Source organism: Liquorilactobacillus sp., assembly GCF_047719775.1.
Taxonomy (GTDB): domain Bacteria; phylum Bacillota; class Bacilli; order Lactobacillales; family Lactobacillaceae; genus Liquorilactobacillus.
This window is the reverse complement of sequence record NZ_JBDNTS010000003.1, coordinates 37,749-53,363: the sequence shown is the minus strand read 5'-3', so window position 1 is coordinate 53,363 and position 15,615 is coordinate 37,749. Positions and strand designations below refer to the sequence as shown.

The following is a 15,615-nucleotide window of genomic DNA, read 5'->3' as shown; positions in this document are numbered from 1 at the left end:
GCTTAATCTCCATTTCCACTTAATCGAATCCTTGGGTCAATGATTCCATAAACAATATCTGTCAATAAGATCACAACAACCAGTCCAGCAGAGAACAACATCGTCACACCCATAATCGTTGGGTAATCATTTGTTGTAATCGACTTAACAAACTGTTCACCAATCCCAGGAATAGAAAAAATATTTTCAATAACCATTGAACCTGTCATAAGAGCAACCGTATATGGCCCGATTAATGTTACTAAGGGTATCAAACTATTCCTCAATGCATGGTGATAAACTATCCCAAATTTTGTTAGTCCTTTGGCTCTAGCAAGTTCAATATAATCCGAGTTCAAAACATCTACCATTCCAGTTCGGATAAAACGAGCCGTTTCTGCGAGTGGCCCGACTCCTAGAGCAATTGTCGGTAATACTGTGTAGCTGAAGCCACCCCAGTCAGCAATTGGAAACCAACCCAATTTAAGAGCAATATAAAACTGTAATAAAACAGCCAAAACAAAGTTGGGCACAGATTTACCAATGATAGAAAGAATTGTACATAAAGTATCAATCCAAGTATTTCTATTAATAGCCGCAAAGGAACCGATAATAATTCCTATCACAACTCCAAAAATCATTGCTTGAAGACCCAACTGAGCTGAAGCACCAATTCTACTTGAAATCAAATACGAAACTGGTTGATTGCTATATTGGAATGAAGTTCCTAAGTCTCCATGCAACATACCTCCGAGATAAATAAGGTATTGCAGCCATATTGGCTTATTCAATCCATACTGCTCATTCATAATTTGGATCTGTTGCGGTGTCATCTTTTCCTGATTAGAGTACGGTGTTCCTGGCATTAATTTCATTAGAAAGAAAGTAATGGTTGCTACCAAGAATAACGTCAATACCATGTAGAAGACACGTTTTAAAAGATATTTACGCATATTTTTTCCTCACATTCTAGTTCTTACTCTAAAGTTAGGGCAGATAATATCTATTTTACATTATAATCTAATTTTGTTCCATACACTAATCGGGGGATAACTATGTTCAGTTAATCCCCCAATTAGCTTTTAATATTATTTTAATTCAACTAATTATTTTGCAATATAAGTATCTTTAAAGTTGTAGTTAACCCCAGCAGCATTGTAAATAACACCCTTAACTTTTGATTTAACTAAAGTTGCTGTTGCTTGTTGATACAATGGGGAAATACCTTGATCGTTTAATAAGATCTTTTGAGCCTTAACTAAGTCATTCCAACGTTTTGTTGTATTAGCAGCATCAGTTGTCTTAGAAGCTTCAATCAACTTATCGTACTCAGTGTTTTTCCACTTACCATTGTTTTGTGAATTGTCCGATGTGAAGAGATCCAAGAAACTAATTGGGTCAGAGAAGTCAGCGCCCCAACCACTAATAACAATTCCAAAGTCTCCACTAACTGAACGTGCTAAACGTGTCTTGAATGGCACATTCGAGACAGAAACCTTGGCACCTGACAAGTTCTCTTCAATCTGACTTTGCACGAACGCTGTAGAATCTTTGGCCTTATCTGTATCATCACTAAGTAATTGAATATCCAATGATGTTACACCAAGTTCTTTCAAGCCTTTTGCCCATAACTTCTTAGCTTCCGCACGATTTGTTGCAACAGCACTCTTAACTGAAGCTGCATCAGCAAAATCTGTACCATTTAACTTAGCTAAGCCTGTTGATGCTAATCCCTTGGCTACTGTTGAACCATCGCCAAGAACCTTGTTTACAAATTGCTTGCGATCGATAACCAATGAAATAGCCTTACGGATATTAGCATTTTGGTATTCTTTCTTTGTTTGGTTATATTGCAGATAGAAAGTCGAAGCACCCTTACGAGTTACAAGTTGCTTTGAGTTAGATAACTGCTTAGCTTGTTCTGCACTCAGATTTGTTTCATCTAACTTACCAGATTGGTATAAGTTATATGAAGTTGTTGTACTCTTGTTAACCTTAAAGTTGATTGCTGAAAGTTTAACATTTTTCTTATCCCAGTAATCGCTATTTTTCTTCAATGTCCAGCTTAAGTTTGAACCAGTCCATTTTGTAAGCTCAAACGGTCCATTGTATACCATGTACTTAGAAGCTGTCCCATATTTGCTACCATATTCCTTAACTGCTTTTTCATTTTGTGGGAAGAATACAGGGAAGCCCATCAATAACTTGAAGTATGGAAGTTTCTTATCTAATGTTACAACCAACTTATAATTGCCTTCTGCCTTGATTCCTAAAGTAGAGACAGCCTTCTTGCCATTCATGATATCATCAGCATTTGCAATCCCACTAAATAAGTAAGCATATTGTGATGATGTCTTAGGATTAACAGTTCTTTGCCAGCTGTAAACGAAATCTTTGGCAGTAACCTTTTGTCCATTACTCCACTTAGAATTTTTACGCAATGTAAATGTATATTTCATGCCATCATTAGAAACTTGTGTCTTGGTAGCAATTCCTGGTTCGATTTTACTATCCTTACCTAAACGATATAAACCTTCGTTTGTATTGTTCAACGTATCAAAACTCACAACATCAGTTGCCGTTGATAAATCCATTGTAGGCAATTCTGCTGACTCGTTCCAATTAAGTACCTGTTTTGAAGCTGTAGAACTACTCTTAGAACCACAAGCCACTAAGAATACCGAAGACAAAGCTACAACTGTACCAAGCTTTGCGAATTTATTTATTTTCATCGCACTATTACCACCCTTGTATGTTTCTAAAAGAAACTATTTTTTAACAGTGATTAAATTTTATATGATAACTAAATTAAATACAAGTATAAATTCTTACTTTATTCATATTTTTCCCACATTTTACCATCGTTTATGCTCTTTTTTTGAATTTTATAAAAAAAAATCCGGGTTCTCTTTTTTTATTCAAAGAAAAAATGGCTTTTAGCTTTAGAAAGCAAACGATAAACTTACATAATTGAAAATTCTATGCATTTTCTAATGTTCGCTTTTAACTCACTTAAAAAACATTCAAAAATCATTCGCTATCTCCCCTGTATTTTTTACCTTCCGGCAGGCATTCGTGATAAATGTTATAATTATTACCATTAGAGGAGGTTTTTACAATGATTCCAGTTATTACTGCAGGTATCGAAGCACAGCAAGAAAATTTTGATTATTTAATGGATGAATTAACAGAATTAGTAAAAGCAAATAATATGACAGTTGTTGCCGATGTCCGCCAACGACTCCAAAAACCAGCAGGCGCAACCTATCTCGGAAAGGGAAAAGTTACAGAAATTGCAGAAATTGCTCAAGAAACTGGTGCACAATTTCTAGTTCTAAATGATGAGCTGTCCCCAACGCAAATTCGTAATCTTGAAAAGAGTATAGATATCGCTGTTTTAGATCGTACAGAACTTATTTTAGAAATCTTCTCAAATCGTGCCCGCTCAAAAGAAGCTCAGATTCAAGTTGAAATTGCCCGACTAAAATATAAAATGCCCCGGCTAAGAGTTGCACCAGATATTAAGTTAGATCAGCAAAGTGCAAGTGGTGCTTTAGCAAATCGTGGTGCTGGTGAAACAAAACTTGAATTAAACAAACGAACTCTTCAAGATAAAATTTCATTTCTGTCACGAGAATTAAAAGAAATTGACAAAGAATTCGAAATAAAAAGTAAGTCTAGGCGTAAATCAAATCTACCTAGCGTTGCACTTGTTGGCTATACGAATGCTGGTAAGTCAACTACAATGAATGGATTGCTCTCGTTATTCTCAGAAGAAGAGACCAAGCAAGTTTTTGAAAAAGATATGCTTTTTGCAACCCTAGATACTTCTGTAAGAAACTTGAGCTTCCCAGACAATAAGAAGTTTCTCCTAAGTGATACAGTTGGATTTGTAAGCAAACTACCTCATAATTTGGTTGAAGCGTTCAAGTCAACACTCGCTGAGGTTAGGGAAGCCGATTTGTTAATCCAAGTAATTGATATTTCCGACCCACATGCTAAAGAAATGATTGCCACAACAAATCAAACGCTCGAAGAATTAGGTGTCAGCAATAAAAAGATGATTTTTGCTTATAACAAAGCTGACAAGGCCGAATTAGATTATCCCACTATTGAAGGAATGAATCTTACTTATAGTGCCCGAGATGAAGCATCTTTGAAAGAACTTGCTGGTCTGATAAAAAAGCTTCTTTTTCCTGGCTATCAGAAAATGAGATTTTTAATACCTTTCACTTCAGGTAGCTATCTTGAACAGCTAAATTCACAGGCGAATGTGCTCAACACTGAATACACTGTTGATGGTAGCATCGTAACAGCCGAAGTTTCCCCCATTCAAGCACAATATTTCTCTAAATTTACTTATTCTGAATAAGGATACCATCTCAAAAAATTCTATCTGATAAAAAAGGGAGTTGTGATATAAGTCGAGAAAGTTTGAGTACTAACGTGGAATTGCGAACATAGTAAGAACTTTGTTATGAGTAATTCGAAGTTAGACGGAAAATTTTGACTTATGGATCACCGTTTATATGGAACAAACAAAGGGGTCTGGATCAAAAGTTTAATTTTTTTGACGCCCCCGTTGGGTATTTAAGCTAAAAATTATTTAAAAGAAACAAAAAAAGTCTTATTTATTAATTATTAATATTTTTTTACATTTTTTTCTATTGGAAGCCACCCTACTTTTAATCCCACCATTACCACACTAGCAGTTACCCAACTCTTTTTTCTAGTCTTGAAGCAACCAACGAGAGTGCATAACAAACAACAAAATACAAAACAGCTAATGCCACAAACATTGGAATCAAATATCTCGTGTTCTGCCCATAAATTATCTGTGCGCGATACATTAATTCTGGCAAAACAATGATTGTAGCCAAAGATGTATCCTTTATTAATGAGATAAATTGGCTTACTAAAGGTGGAATCATTTTCTTCAATGCCTGTGGTAAAATGATATAGCGCAGGCCTTCCCAATAAGTCAATCCATTTGCACGTGCACCTTCCATTTGCCCAGTATCGACAGCTTGAATCCCACTTCTTACAATTTCAGCAATCATCGCCGATTCGAAGACTGTCATCGCTGTAATTGCCGCAGTCAGCGGATCCATCCTAATTCCAATTTTTGGTAATCCAAAATATGTGAAAAAGATCAGCAACAACAAAGGTAGGTTTCTAATTAAATCAACGATAATTCCAACAACTCCCGAAACAATGGGGTAACGAATATATCTAACAATTCCTAGAAACAAACCAACTATTGAACTCAAAATTATTGAAATAACAGATACTTCAAGAGTGACCCATAACCCTTCTAGCAAGAAGCGAAAGTTTATCCAAGTGTATGCTTCAGCAAAACTATTCATCTATCCATCCCTCCTTAGGCCAATTTTTTCTCAAGATATCGCATATAATAACTCAACGGTAATGTAATTATTAAATATAGGATACCTACAGCAATGTAGGTATTAAAAGTATCAAAGGTTGCCGAAGCAATCATGTCTCCTTGATACATTAAATCAAAACCTGCTACAAAGGCTAGTACCGAAGAATTTTTCACTAAATTAATAAATTGATTCCCCAGTGGCGGAATTACATACTTAAATGCTTGTGGTAAAACAATATGCCACATTGCTTGCATGAAACTCAGTCCATTTGCACGTGCACCTTCCATTTGTCCACCATCAACCGCCTGAATTCCTGCTCGAACTGTCTCAGCAATAAATGATGAAGTGTAAAGAGTTAAGCCAATTGTTCCCGCAGTAAAACCATCCATTGGAAAAACATATTGCGGTACAACCACATAAAAGAACATACCAATTACGAGCAGTGGAATATTACGAAAAACTTCGATATAAATCTTGCCAATTATACGCAAAAACTTAGATGGTAAAACTTCAAAGATTGCAACTGTGGAACCGATTATCAGGCTAAAGAACAAGGCAATCACACTACATAGAATTGTATTTTCTAGACCTGTCAGCAACTCTTGCCCATGCTGTTGAAAAACACTAATCATTGTTGGCTCGCCTCCTTCAAGTTAAATCCAGCTACATTTCCAAACCATTTTTGTAATAGTTTCTGATATGTTCCATCTTTTCTCATTTCGCTCAAAGCTTTATTGATTTTATTTTTCAATTCCGTTTGTCCTTGATCCACTGCTATTCCATAAGGCTCATTAGTAAAGGTTCCACCCACAACATGATACCCTGGATTTTCTGAAGCAATTCCAAACAAAATCCCGTTATCAGTTGTAAGTGCCTGTCCTTGACCTGATTTCAAAGCAGTAAATGCCTGTGCATAATCTTCAAGCTCTAATATCTTAGCATTTGGTGCTGATTTCTTAATATTAACAGCAGATGTCGACCCTTTGACTGCTAATACCGTAGTTCCTGCTTTATTCAAATCTTTAACGTTCTTAATACTACTGCCCTTTTTTACTAACAATGATTGTCCCGCCGCAAAATATACTTTTGAGAAATCAACAATTTTTTCACGATCCGGTGTAATTGTCATCGTTGCAATGATTGCATTAATATTGCCATTTTTCAGTAATGGTATTCTTGTTTTGCTTGTAACCTGAACAAATTTTGCTTTGCCTTTTGTACCTAATATTTTCTTGGTAACTGCCTTAGCGACATCAATATCAAAACCCTTAATCTGACCAGTCCCAACATCCATCAGTCCAAAAAGTCGAGTATCAGCCTTAACGCCCCATGTAATGGTATTATTTGCTTTATCTTCATTCCATGTACTTTGTGTTTTTGAAGATGAGCAAGCACCAAGGAGTCCTCCAAGAATAAAAACACCTGCTACAAGGAGCATTTTTCTTAGTCTTTTCATCAACTTTCCTCCTCTAATGCTTGATGATCTTACTTAAAAATTGTTTTGCACGTTCTTCTTTAGGTGCTTCAAAAAACTCGTCTGCTTGAGTATTTTCTAAGATTTCACCATTGTCCATAAATACAACCCGGTCAGCAACTTCACGAGCAAAACCCATCTCATGCGTTACGACAACCATTGTCATTCCCTCTTTTGCAATTGCCTTCATCACATTCAATACATCATCAATCATTTCTGGATCAAGTGCAGATGTTGGTTCATCAAATAGTAATGCCTTAGGTTTCATAGCTAAACTTCTAGCAATTGCGACACGTTGCTTTTGTCCACCAGACAGTTGCTTGGGGTATGATGCGGTCTTATCTGAAACACCAACTGATTCTAATAGTTTCAATGCTGTTTCTTTATTCTCAGCTTCATTCCTTTTCAAAACAAGCTTTGGTGCCAGCATAATATTTTCAAGCACCGTCTTATTATCATATAAGTTAAAATGTTGAAAAACCATTCCAACATCCTTCCGAATTTGGTTTAAATCCGTCTTTTTATCAGCCAAGTCATATCCATTAACCAACAACTGGCCTTCCTCAATTTCTTCTAAGCCGTTAATTGTACGAATTAACGTACTCTTACCCGAACCTGATGGGCCAATCACAACAACGACTTCACCTTTTTCAACCTGTAAATTGATGTTTTTCAGCGCATGAAATTTCCCATAATATTTTTCAACTTTTTTAAATTCAATAACTGGCATATTTTGTTCCCCTCCATGTAAATTAACTTATGATAATAAATATTCTAATTAAGTTTTCCTTTTTATGCAAGAAATATCTTTCTGTTTTCTAATCAACTAATGCTAGCAGAGTATATTTCATAAGAGTATTCAATAAATTATTTATTTTTAATACTGAATGATATTTCAAAACAAAATAAAAAACGCATCAAAATATTCAACGATACGTTTCTCAACTATTATTCTGAAATTCTGCCTAATATTCAAAGTTTCTTATTTACTCTGATATGCTACCTGTACACCAAGACTAAAAGGTCGTTCCTCCGATACAAGAGAAGACCTACCTGCAAATTTATGCAGCCCCCCCTGAATTACGACTGCGGCAAGAAATATCTCATATTTATCACCGATATCGGCAATTGGTGTTAATCCAATTCGTACTATCTGGCCTAGTTCTTTCCTCTCCAATGGATTTACGCCACCAAGAATAACAAATCGATCTCCGCGTTTCTCTAATTCAAAGTATGGAAGTGCAACTGGTTCCAGCAATGCATCAATTCCGTTATTGTTTGTACGAGCCAGCTTGAGTTGCTGTTCTTCTGACAAGCCACCGAAATCTAGGTTGAGATATTCTTGTTGTTCCAATACCGCCACTATTTTTTTCAGGTTAATATGATTCTCTTGACTCATATCAAGTGAAGCTGGCAGCATTTTTTCATTATTGAATATTCCATTAGTCTGCACATATCCTGCTCTGGATACTTTGCCCGTTTTCCCTATTTCTTCTTCCTTTGGCTTCAGATGCAATTTTTTCTCGATCCAAGGGGAGAAATCAATCCGCGATTTCTTTTTCGTAAAATAATGAATAACATTTAGATATGAAAAATAAAGCAATGCAATGAAAGCCAGAATAAAAAGCGCTCCTCTTGCCATATATCCATTCTTAAAAAATTGATCTGCCACATATAATAGATAAAAGTTCCCTACAGTTCCTAGAATGGTATAAACTCTATTTTTTAGCTTTACATTTATATTGATATATCCTAGATAACTATTGATAATCCCAATTATACTAAACAAAGAAGCACCTCCTATTCTGTCTTAGTTGTTTGAGCACTTGAACTTGCACTATCAGTCTGATTATCCTGCGTTGAACTACTTGTTGCTGTTGTAGCAGAGCTTTGACTTGTACTGCTGCTTCCATCTTGCGTTTGATTATCAGTTGCTGATGAACTGCTGTTTGAATGGGTACTACTACTTGATGTTGAATTTTCTTCTGAACTGCTATCTTTTTCTGAAGAAGACAAGGATTCTGAACTGCTTGAAGAAGGATTACTTGAAGAAGATTCACTAGATGAAACTGAATTTTCTGAACTTGTCTCCTTGCTCTCACTTGAACTGACTGAGGACGTCTGTGTCACAGTTCGTCCTTCATTTGTATTTGTCACAGTATTTACCGCAACATTCGTAGCTCCAAGTGCTAAAACTACTGACATTACCGCGAACGGCGTAATGAACGGTGGCGTTCGATATGCCATTTTAATCGCTCCATTTCTAAATAATATTTATATCTCTATTTTAAAATATTCACAAGACGTATAGTAGTTGCTGAGCCTAGTCTTTGCCTAATCTTATACAATCAGCACAAATTCCGTACAGTTCAAAATGATGGTCCTCAATTTCACACCCGGGAAGTTGTTCTTCAAAAAAGTCTAGTGGACACATCTGCACCTCTTGAACTTTTCCACATTTTTTACAGATAAAATGATGATGGTGCTGATGTACAAAATCGCACTGATACTTGACGCATGCGATTCCATCACGTGTCCGCTGCTCAATTATCCTAATTTCTTGAAATTCTTTGATGTTGCGGTAGATAGTATTGTGACTCATTCCTGGATAAATTTCATGCATATACTTATCAACGACTGCAACACTAACATATTGTTCTTGGAAATGGCTAAGATACTCTAACATACTTATTCTTTGCTTCGTGATCTTATAATTATTCTTCTGTAATATTTTCACTGCGATGTCAATCATTTTTTTCGCCTCCATACAAATGATAGTAATTGAGAGCATCTTTTGCAGTTGCTGGTTACTCATTAAACACACATGATGCCTTTTATCGCTTGCTTGCTGCTTCTTTTAGTACCTTATCCACAATGTTTTTTGTCTTTTGCCACATTCCATTTTCAATTATTTCACAAAAGGATACCAGTTTCGCGGGGATGTTCATATCTCGCTGAGCTTCAAAACTCGCTAAGCGTCTCACAACTTCTTGTTCAGATTCTCCGCGCCTTAAAATACGTGTTGCGAGTTGTTTGACATCGGGAACCTTAATATACCAAAACAATATTTGAATATCTTTTATTGTCTTTTTATAACTGAGAACTCCTTCAGTGTCCAATACTATGGTTACTGTCTTCGACTTCTGAAAAGCCAACTCTAATCCCTCATAAGAAGACCCATACATGTGACCTGCATATTCGACAAACTCAATAAAGTGATTTTTAAAAAAACTCTTTTTTGATTCAAAATAATAATCAACTTTATCTTTTTCCCCTATTCTGCGCGGCCTTGTAGTATGCGTAATTACTCGTGGAAATTCATACTTTTCGAGCAAATAATTCTGAATAGTTGTCTTACCTGAACCTGGTGCCCCACATATCACTATCAATCGTTTCATCTTTTCATCCATTCCAAGCTGATTAATTTTTCTAAGTTGACTTTTTGCATAATACCTTCCTGCATAGTAACCATTACATATAGCAATTATAATAACTCTAGTCTCTTATTACTATGAAAAAGCCAATAAAAAACTGATATTTCAAGATTTTTTCATACATTTCACAAATAACACTCTTGTAACAAGCATTTCCCGTTTATTTTATTTTCCCCGACATGAATTGACAGAACGCTTCAAATATGTTTATCATCTAAGTCATAATAATTAAATAAAGAAAAAGTGAGGTATTTCTTTTGAATCTAAAGGAACGCGTTTTACGCAAAGAAAGTCTATCCCGTTATATCACCAAAGACAATCGTTTTGTGAAAACCTTGGGTGCCGGTGATCTTATTGCACTTGGTGTTGGAGCTGTTATTGGTGCAGGAATCTTCATACTTCCGGGAACTGTAGCTGCTATGCATACTGGTCCAAGTATCGTATTATCATTTATTTTAGCAGCGATTGTTTGTTCTACAGCTGCATTATGCTATGCTGAATTTTCTGCAGCATTGCCGATTGCTGGCAGTGCCTATTCATTTGGAACAGTTGTTTTTGGTGAGATTGTCGGGTGGTTCCTCGGTTGGGCATTAATACTTGAATACATGCTCGCCGTTGCTGCCGTATCAACAGGATGGTCAGCTTATTTTAGGTCATTTCTATTGGGCTTTGGTATTCAGATACCTAAGGCACTTAGCGGCAACTTCGATCCAGCAAATGGAACATATATTAATCTCGCTGCAGTCTTAATTATTCTCTTAATTTCCTTCATGCTTTCCAAAGGTGTCAAATCTTCAATTAGAATTAACAACATCATTGTACTGGTAAAAATAGCTATTATTGTAATTTTTCTAATTGTTGGTGCATTCTATATTAAGCCCGCTAATTGGCAGCCATTTATGCCCTTTGGGGTTAATGGAATATTTGTGGGTGCCTCTTCTGTTTTCTTTGCCTATCTTGGATTTGATGTAGTTTCGGCTTCAGCCGCTGAAGTTAAGAACCCACGGAAGAATATGCCTTTAGGTATTCTTGGCACCCTTGTAATTTGTACTATTCTTTATATCTTAGTCTCTATTGTTTTGACTGGTATGATTTCTTATACCAAGCTGAATGTAGCAGATCCAGTTGCTTTTGCACTTCAGGCGGTTAATCAAAACTGGGTAGCCGGTATTATTTCTATAGGTGCTCTGGCTGGAATGTTCACGATGATGGTCACTATGATTTATAGTAGTTCCCGCTTAATCTACTCGATTGGGCGCGATGGGCTTTTACCTGATTTTCTCGGAAGAATCAATTCTAAGAGTCACACTCCAAACAACAGTATGCTCGTTGTCACAATAATCATTGCTACTCTGGGTGGATTAGTCTCACTCAATCAGCTTGCTAATCTGGTAAATATCGGAACCTTGATTGCATTTACCTTCGTTTCTTTCGGAATACTTCCGCTGCGCAAACGAACAGATATCTCTCATGACGGCTTTAAAGTTCCATTTTATCCTATTTTACCAATTATTTCTGGAGTTTTGTGCATCATCATGATGACACGCCTATCTGCGGAAACATGGGTTGCATCAATCCTCTGGTTTATTATCGGGATGGTTCTTTATTTCACATATGGCATAAAACATAGCAAATTGGAAAGTGAAAAATAAGCTAATAAATTTGTAAATTAATAAAATTGGAACAAACTAAAATTGGAACGAGGTCAAAATTATTTTTTGATCCGATCCTTTTTTTATTTTGCTCAATTATATTGTATAATCAAGCAATCAAGGAATTAAATCCAGGAGGTACGATCTTGAAAAACAATCAATTTGCTCATATTGCTACTCCAGATTCACAAAAAATTGCTGAGCTTGAAGGTATTGGTTACTTGACACCGGAAATGCTTGCAAGCAAGAATCTTGCAGAAGTATGGCGTGAGTTAATTATCCGAGCATTTCCACAAGCGCTGACAGCTAGCTCACAATCTGAGAAACTAGCTGCACTCTTAGCGGATAAAAATACTAACTTGCTCACATATACTGATCAAGGAAAATTTTCTGTAACTGCATTTTACAATGTTGCTTTACAATTATTAGAGTTTCTCCCAACTATTGACTTTGATTTTTCAAATCCACTAGATGCAATGAAAAAAATCAATCTTCCATATATTGACAATATTTCTACCACCACCGCATTATTTTCGGCATGGTATGAACTATTGTGTACCCACACAAAAAATGGTCAGTTATTGCTTGATAATTTGGCTACGCAGGGATTCTTCGTAAATTTTTACGGGAAAATTTCTCAACCACTTTTCTTCAACGGTAAGGCCCAACCAGTATTTGACACGGATAGACTAATCCGCGAAGTCGTCTACGTTGAATCCTCATTAGATACCGATAAAGATGGCAAACTCGATTTGCTGAAAGTAGAAGTAATCAGACCAGTTGAAACCAACATTGGTCTAAGAGTCCCAGCATTATATACTGCCAGTCCCTACAATCAAGGCACCAACGATGAAGACGGGGACAAGCTCATGCATTCAATGAATGTGCCTTTGATTCACAAAGTTCCAAACAACACAACCTATGACAATATTGCCTACCATTCTCCTCAGTTATCATTGCCTGATCCAAGAGTGACAGCCGGTACTACAACTGAAGCCTCCGAAACATTTAGCAGAGAATTCTCATACACTCTTAACGATTATTTTCTTGCCCGCGGTTTTGCCGCCGTTTATGCTGCGGGAATTGGTACCATGGAATCGGATGGTGTTCGGACATGCGGTTCAGAGGACGAAACAACTTCTACTGTTGCTATTATTGAATGGCTAAATAATCAGCGCCGAGCTTTTACGAATAAAACAGATAATGTTCAAATTACGGCTTGGTGGTGCAACAATGCCATCGCAATGACTGGTAGATCATATTTAGGAACACTTGCGACTGCTGCCGCAACAACAGGAGTTGCCGGGCTTAAAACCATTATCTCTGAAGCTGCAATTTCCAACTGGTATGATTATTATCGTGATGGTGGTTTAGTCGTGGCTCCCGGCGGATTTCCTGGAGAAGATGCCGATGTACTAGCACTAGAATGCTTTAGCCGAAAAAAACAGGCTGGTGATTATCTGACAGTTAAAAATTTATTTGACCAGCATTTACAACAGATTACTGAAGATCAAGATCGAACAACGGGAAATTATAATTCATTTTGGGATGCTCGCAATTACTTGAAAAACATTAAAAATATTAAAGCTGACATTGTAATGGTTCATGGATTAAACGATTGGAACGTCAAGCCCCGCAATGTTTATCAATTATGGAACTCACTGAAAGAACTGCCAGTCACACGAAAGCTCATCTTGCATCAGGGACAACATATTTATATCAATAACTTCCGTTCACTTGACTTCACTGATATGATGAATCTCTGGCTGTCATATAAATTATATAACGTGCCTAACAAGGCAGCTGAAGTTCTGCCTGATATACTTGTACAGGACAATTTGCAGGCTGAAACATGGCATAACTATCAGGATTGGGACTCAAACGAGCCTATACAAAATCTATTACTGCAACAACATGAGCTTGTTCCTGAAAATAGCGAATTGCAAGATGGTGCAGCTCACTTTCAAGATTATTTGAATGAAGAAGCCTTTTCCCTATACTCTTCAAATCATTCACTCTGGAAAGAGCATCTCTTACAAGTGGAGAATTCACCATTGAAAAACAACCGGCTAATCTTTAAATCAGCAATTTTTGATGAGGAGCTGCTTTTGCGGGGGACTCCCGAAGTTACTGTGAAAGTTTCTACAAATAAAGACCATGGATTGCTCAGCTTCATGCTTGTTGATTATGGAAGTAAAAAGAGACTCAAGCCAATCCCCACTACACTTGCGAGAAAATCACTTGGTTTAGGATACCATTGGCGCGAAGACGACTTGACAGAATTCACAATGGATAAAGAAACACCTTGGAAGATGATTTCTGTTGGTCACATCAATCTTCAAAATCGTACTTCATTATGGAAAAATGATGAATTGCTTCCAAATACCTTTTATCCAGTCTCATTGAAGTTGCAGCCAACATTCTATAAGATTCCAAAAAATCATCAATTGGGATTGGTAATTTATGCTACAGATATGCGAATGACAGTCCGTGGGAATGAAGAGCAGTCATATTCGATCCAATTAGCGGAAAGCAAATTGGCTTTGCATCTTTCTAAAAAAAGCTGAACCAGACGTTAAATTTTAATTTGTTTGCTTTATTTATGCAAGGACCGTTATGTTCGCAATTTCAAGTTAGTATCCAAATTTTACCAATCTATGCCACACTCTCTGCTCATGGTGGTATGATTAAATTATTGATAAAGAAATCGGGTGTATATTAATGAAACAAGGAACTACTATTCTTACATTAGATAATGGTTATCATCTTTGGACCCATACAGAAGGTAAAGGAAAAATCAAATTACTTTGCCTTCATGGCGGCCCTGGTGGTAACCACGAGTATTACGAAAATTTCGCTAGTAAATTAGCAAAGCTTGGTGTTCAGGTAACCATGTATGATCAATTAGGCTCTTGGTACTCAGATCAACCAGACTTTAGTATTCAGGAAAACATCGATAAATTTCTAAATATGGACTACTTTATAGATGAAGTAGAAGAAGTCAGAATAAAGCTTGGCTTAGAAGACTTTTATCTGATTGGCCAATCATGGGGAGGAATCTTAACACAAGAATATGCTCTTAAGTACCCTGAACATCTAAAGGGAATCATCATTTCTAGTATGACCGATAATATCGAAGAGTATGTAACTAATGTTAATAAGATTCGCGAAAAAGAATTTTCAGATGTCGATCTTGCTTTCATGAAAAAGTGTGAATCTGAAAACAACTATGCTAACGAGCGTTATCAATCTCTAATTGATAAATTAAACCAGGGATACGTTGACCGTAAGCAGCCACCAGCAATCTCACATTTAACAGATACAATGGCTACACCTGTCTACAATTATTTCCAAGGTGACAATGAATTTGTTGTCACAGGTAAAATGAAGGGCTGGGATCGTAGAAACGACATTCATAAACTACAGATGCCCACACTAATCACTTATGGTGAACATGAAACGATGCCGCTTGAAACAGCTAAGCGAATGGCTGCAACTATTCCAAATGCTAGACTGGAAACAACTCCCAATGGTGGGCATCATCACATGATTGATAATGCTCCTGTCTATTTTAAACATTTGGAACAATTTCTTGTTGATGTTGAAAGCCATCATTTTCCGGAATCGAAAAAATAGAGCAGGTGTGCGTTCCATTACAGATAGTGACCCCCTCAAGTTGGACAAAAATC

At 36.6% G+C, this 15,615-nt stretch carries 14 protein-coding genes; 4 read left to right on the top strand and 10 right to left on the bottom strand.

The features are described 5' to 3' along the window. Positions 1 to 2 precede the first annotated feature (2 nt). Together opp3b and ABF682_RS02320 are read right to left on the bottom strand one after the other, a co-directional pair. Positions 3 to 932 carry an oligopeptide ABC transporter permease gene (opp3b, locus tag ABF682_RS02325; protein ID WP_289980742.1) on the bottom strand — a complete coding sequence of 310 codons (930 nt, stop codon included), beginning with the start codon at positions 930 to 932 and terminating at the stop codon, positions 3 to 5. A 153-nt stretch (positions 933 to 1,085) separates the two neighbouring features. Continuing rightward, complete coding sequence (locus ABF682_RS02320; protein ID WP_289980740.1) at positions 1,086 to 2,711, bottom strand: peptide ABC transporter substrate-binding protein; 1,626 nt, start codon at positions 2,709 to 2,711, stop codon at positions 1,086 to 1,088. A gap of 386 nt (positions 2,712 to 3,097) precedes the next feature. Between ABF682_RS02320 and hflX the strand changes: the two genes are divergently transcribed. Further along, positions 3,098 to 4,351, top strand: coding sequence for a GTPase HflX (gene hflX, locus ABF682_RS02315; RefSeq protein WP_415618893.1), 1,254 nt, complete (start codon positions 3,098 to 3,100; stop codon positions 4,349 to 4,351). A gap of 340 nt (positions 4,352 to 4,691) precedes the next feature. Here hflX and ABF682_RS02310 read toward each other — a convergent pair whose 3' ends face one another. The 8 genes from ABF682_RS02310 to ABF682_RS02275 all read right to left on the bottom strand — a co-directional run bounded on the left by ABF682_RS02310 (position 4,692) and on the right by ABF682_RS02275 (position 10,238). Further along, complete coding sequence (locus tag ABF682_RS02310; protein ID WP_415618892.1) at positions 4,692 to 5,345, bottom strand: amino acid ABC transporter permease; 654 nt, start codon at positions 5,343 to 5,345, stop codon at positions 4,692 to 4,694. A 14-nt stretch (positions 5,346 to 5,359) separates the two neighbouring features. After that, positions 5,360 to 5,998 (bottom strand): amino acid ABC transporter permease, encoded by a 639-nt coding sequence (locus ABF682_RS02305; RefSeq protein WP_289980903.1) that lies wholly within the window; start codon positions 5,996 to 5,998, stop codon positions 5,360 to 5,362. Continuing rightward, a complete protein-coding gene (locus ABF682_RS02300) occupies positions 5,995 to 6,822 on the bottom strand; it encodes a transporter substrate-binding domain-containing protein (protein WP_415618891.1) in 828 nt (275 codons plus the stop codon). Before ABF682_RS02300 ends, ABF682_RS02305 begins: the two co-directional genes overlap by 4 nt. Before the next feature lie 13 nt (positions 6,823 to 6,835). After that, positions 6,836 to 7,570 carry an amino acid ABC transporter ATP-binding protein gene (locus ABF682_RS02295; RefSeq protein WP_415618890.1) on the bottom strand — a complete coding sequence of 245 codons (735 nt, stop codon included), beginning with the start codon at positions 7,568 to 7,570 and terminating at the stop codon, positions 6,836 to 6,838. Positions 7,571 to 7,822: 252 nt separating this feature from the next. Continuing rightward, positions 7,823 to 8,629 (bottom strand): DUF6681 family protein, encoded by an 807-nt coding sequence (locus ABF682_RS02290; protein ID WP_289980895.1) that lies wholly within the window; start codon positions 8,627 to 8,629, stop codon positions 7,823 to 7,825. A gap of 11 nt (positions 8,630 to 8,640) precedes the next feature. After that, positions 8,641 to 9,087, bottom strand: a complete 447-nt coding sequence (locus ABF682_RS02285) for a hypothetical protein (RefSeq protein WP_415618889.1) — start codon at positions 9,085 to 9,087, stop codon at positions 8,641 to 8,643. Positions 9,088 to 9,163: 76 nt separating this feature from the next. Continuing rightward, positions 9,164 to 9,592: a Fur family transcriptional regulator gene (locus ABF682_RS02280; protein ID WP_415618888.1), complete on the bottom strand. Its 429-nt coding sequence runs from the start codon at positions 9,590 to 9,592 to the stop codon at positions 9,164 to 9,166. A gap of 82 nt (positions 9,593 to 9,674) precedes the next feature. Further along, positions 9,675 to 10,238: a guanylate kinase gene (locus ABF682_RS02275; RefSeq protein ID WP_289980890.1), complete on the bottom strand. Its 564-nt coding sequence runs from the start codon at positions 10,236 to 10,238 to the stop codon at positions 9,675 to 9,677. A gap of 293 nt (positions 10,239 to 10,531) precedes the next feature. Here ABF682_RS02275 and ABF682_RS02270 point away from each other — a divergent pair, with 293 nt between their 5' ends. The 3 genes from ABF682_RS02270 (at position 10,532) to ABF682_RS02260 (ending at position 15,562) form a co-directional block, all read left to right on the top strand. Then, complete coding sequence (locus ABF682_RS02270; protein WP_415618887.1) at positions 10,532 to 11,926, top strand: amino acid permease; 1,395 nt, start codon at positions 10,532 to 10,534, stop codon at positions 11,924 to 11,926. 146 nt (positions 11,927 to 12,072) lie between these two features. Continuing rightward, on the top strand, positions 12,073 to 14,493 hold the full coding sequence (locus tag ABF682_RS02265; protein ID WP_415618886.1) for a Xaa-Pro dipeptidyl-peptidase: 2,421 nt from the start codon (positions 12,073 to 12,075) through the stop codon (positions 14,491 to 14,493). A 154-nt stretch (positions 14,494 to 14,647) separates the two neighbouring features. Further along, positions 14,648 to 15,562, top strand: coding sequence for a proline iminopeptidase-family hydrolase (locus ABF682_RS02260; RefSeq protein ID WP_289980885.1), 915 nt, complete (start codon positions 14,648 to 14,650; stop codon positions 15,560 to 15,562). Positions 15,563 to 15,615: the final 53 nt, after the last annotated feature.

What these genes read in the sequence shown, in the direction of transcription:
- opp3b (WP_289980742.1), bottom strand. Translation starts at nt 932, where the DNA reads ATGCGTAAATATCTTTTAAAACGTGTCTTCTACATGGTATTGACGTTA.
- ABF682_RS02320 (WP_289980740.1), bottom strand. Translation starts at nt 2,711, where the DNA reads ATGAAAATAAATAAATTCGCAAAGCTTGGTACAGTTGTAGCTTTGTCT.
- hflX (WP_415618893.1), top strand. Translation starts at nt 3,098, where the DNA reads ATGATTCCAGTTATTACTGCAGGTATCGAAGCACAGCAAGAAAATTTT.
- ABF682_RS02310 (WP_415618892.1), bottom strand. Translation starts at nt 5,345, where the DNA reads ATGAATAGTTTTGCTGAAGCATACACTTGGATAAACTTTCGCTTCTTG.
- ABF682_RS02305 (WP_289980903.1), bottom strand. Translation starts at nt 5,998, where the DNA reads ATGATTAGTGTTTTTCAACAGCATGGGCAAGAGTTGCTGACAGGTCTA.
- ABF682_RS02300 (WP_415618891.1), bottom strand. Translation starts at nt 6,822, where the DNA reads ATGAAAAGACTAAGAAAAATGCTCCTTGTAGCAGGTGTTTTTATTCTT.
- ABF682_RS02295 (WP_415618890.1), bottom strand. Translation starts at nt 7,570, where the DNA reads ATGCCAGTTATTGAATTTAAAAAAGTTGAAAAATATTATGGGAAATTT.
- ABF682_RS02285 (WP_415618889.1), bottom strand. Translation starts at nt 9,087, where the DNA reads ATGGCATATCGAACGCCACCGTTCATTACGCCGTTCGCGGTAATGTCA.
- ABF682_RS02280 (WP_415618888.1), bottom strand. Translation starts at nt 9,592, where the DNA reads ATGATTGACATCGCAGTGAAAATATTACAGAAGAATAATTATAAGATC.
- ABF682_RS02275 (WP_289980890.1), bottom strand. Translation starts at nt 10,238, where the DNA reads ATGAAACGATTGATAGTGATATGTGGGGCACCAGGTTCAGGTAAGACA.
- ABF682_RS02260 (WP_289980885.1), top strand. Translation starts at nt 14,648, where the DNA reads ATGAAACAAGGAACTACTATTCTTACATTAGATAATGGTTATCATCTT.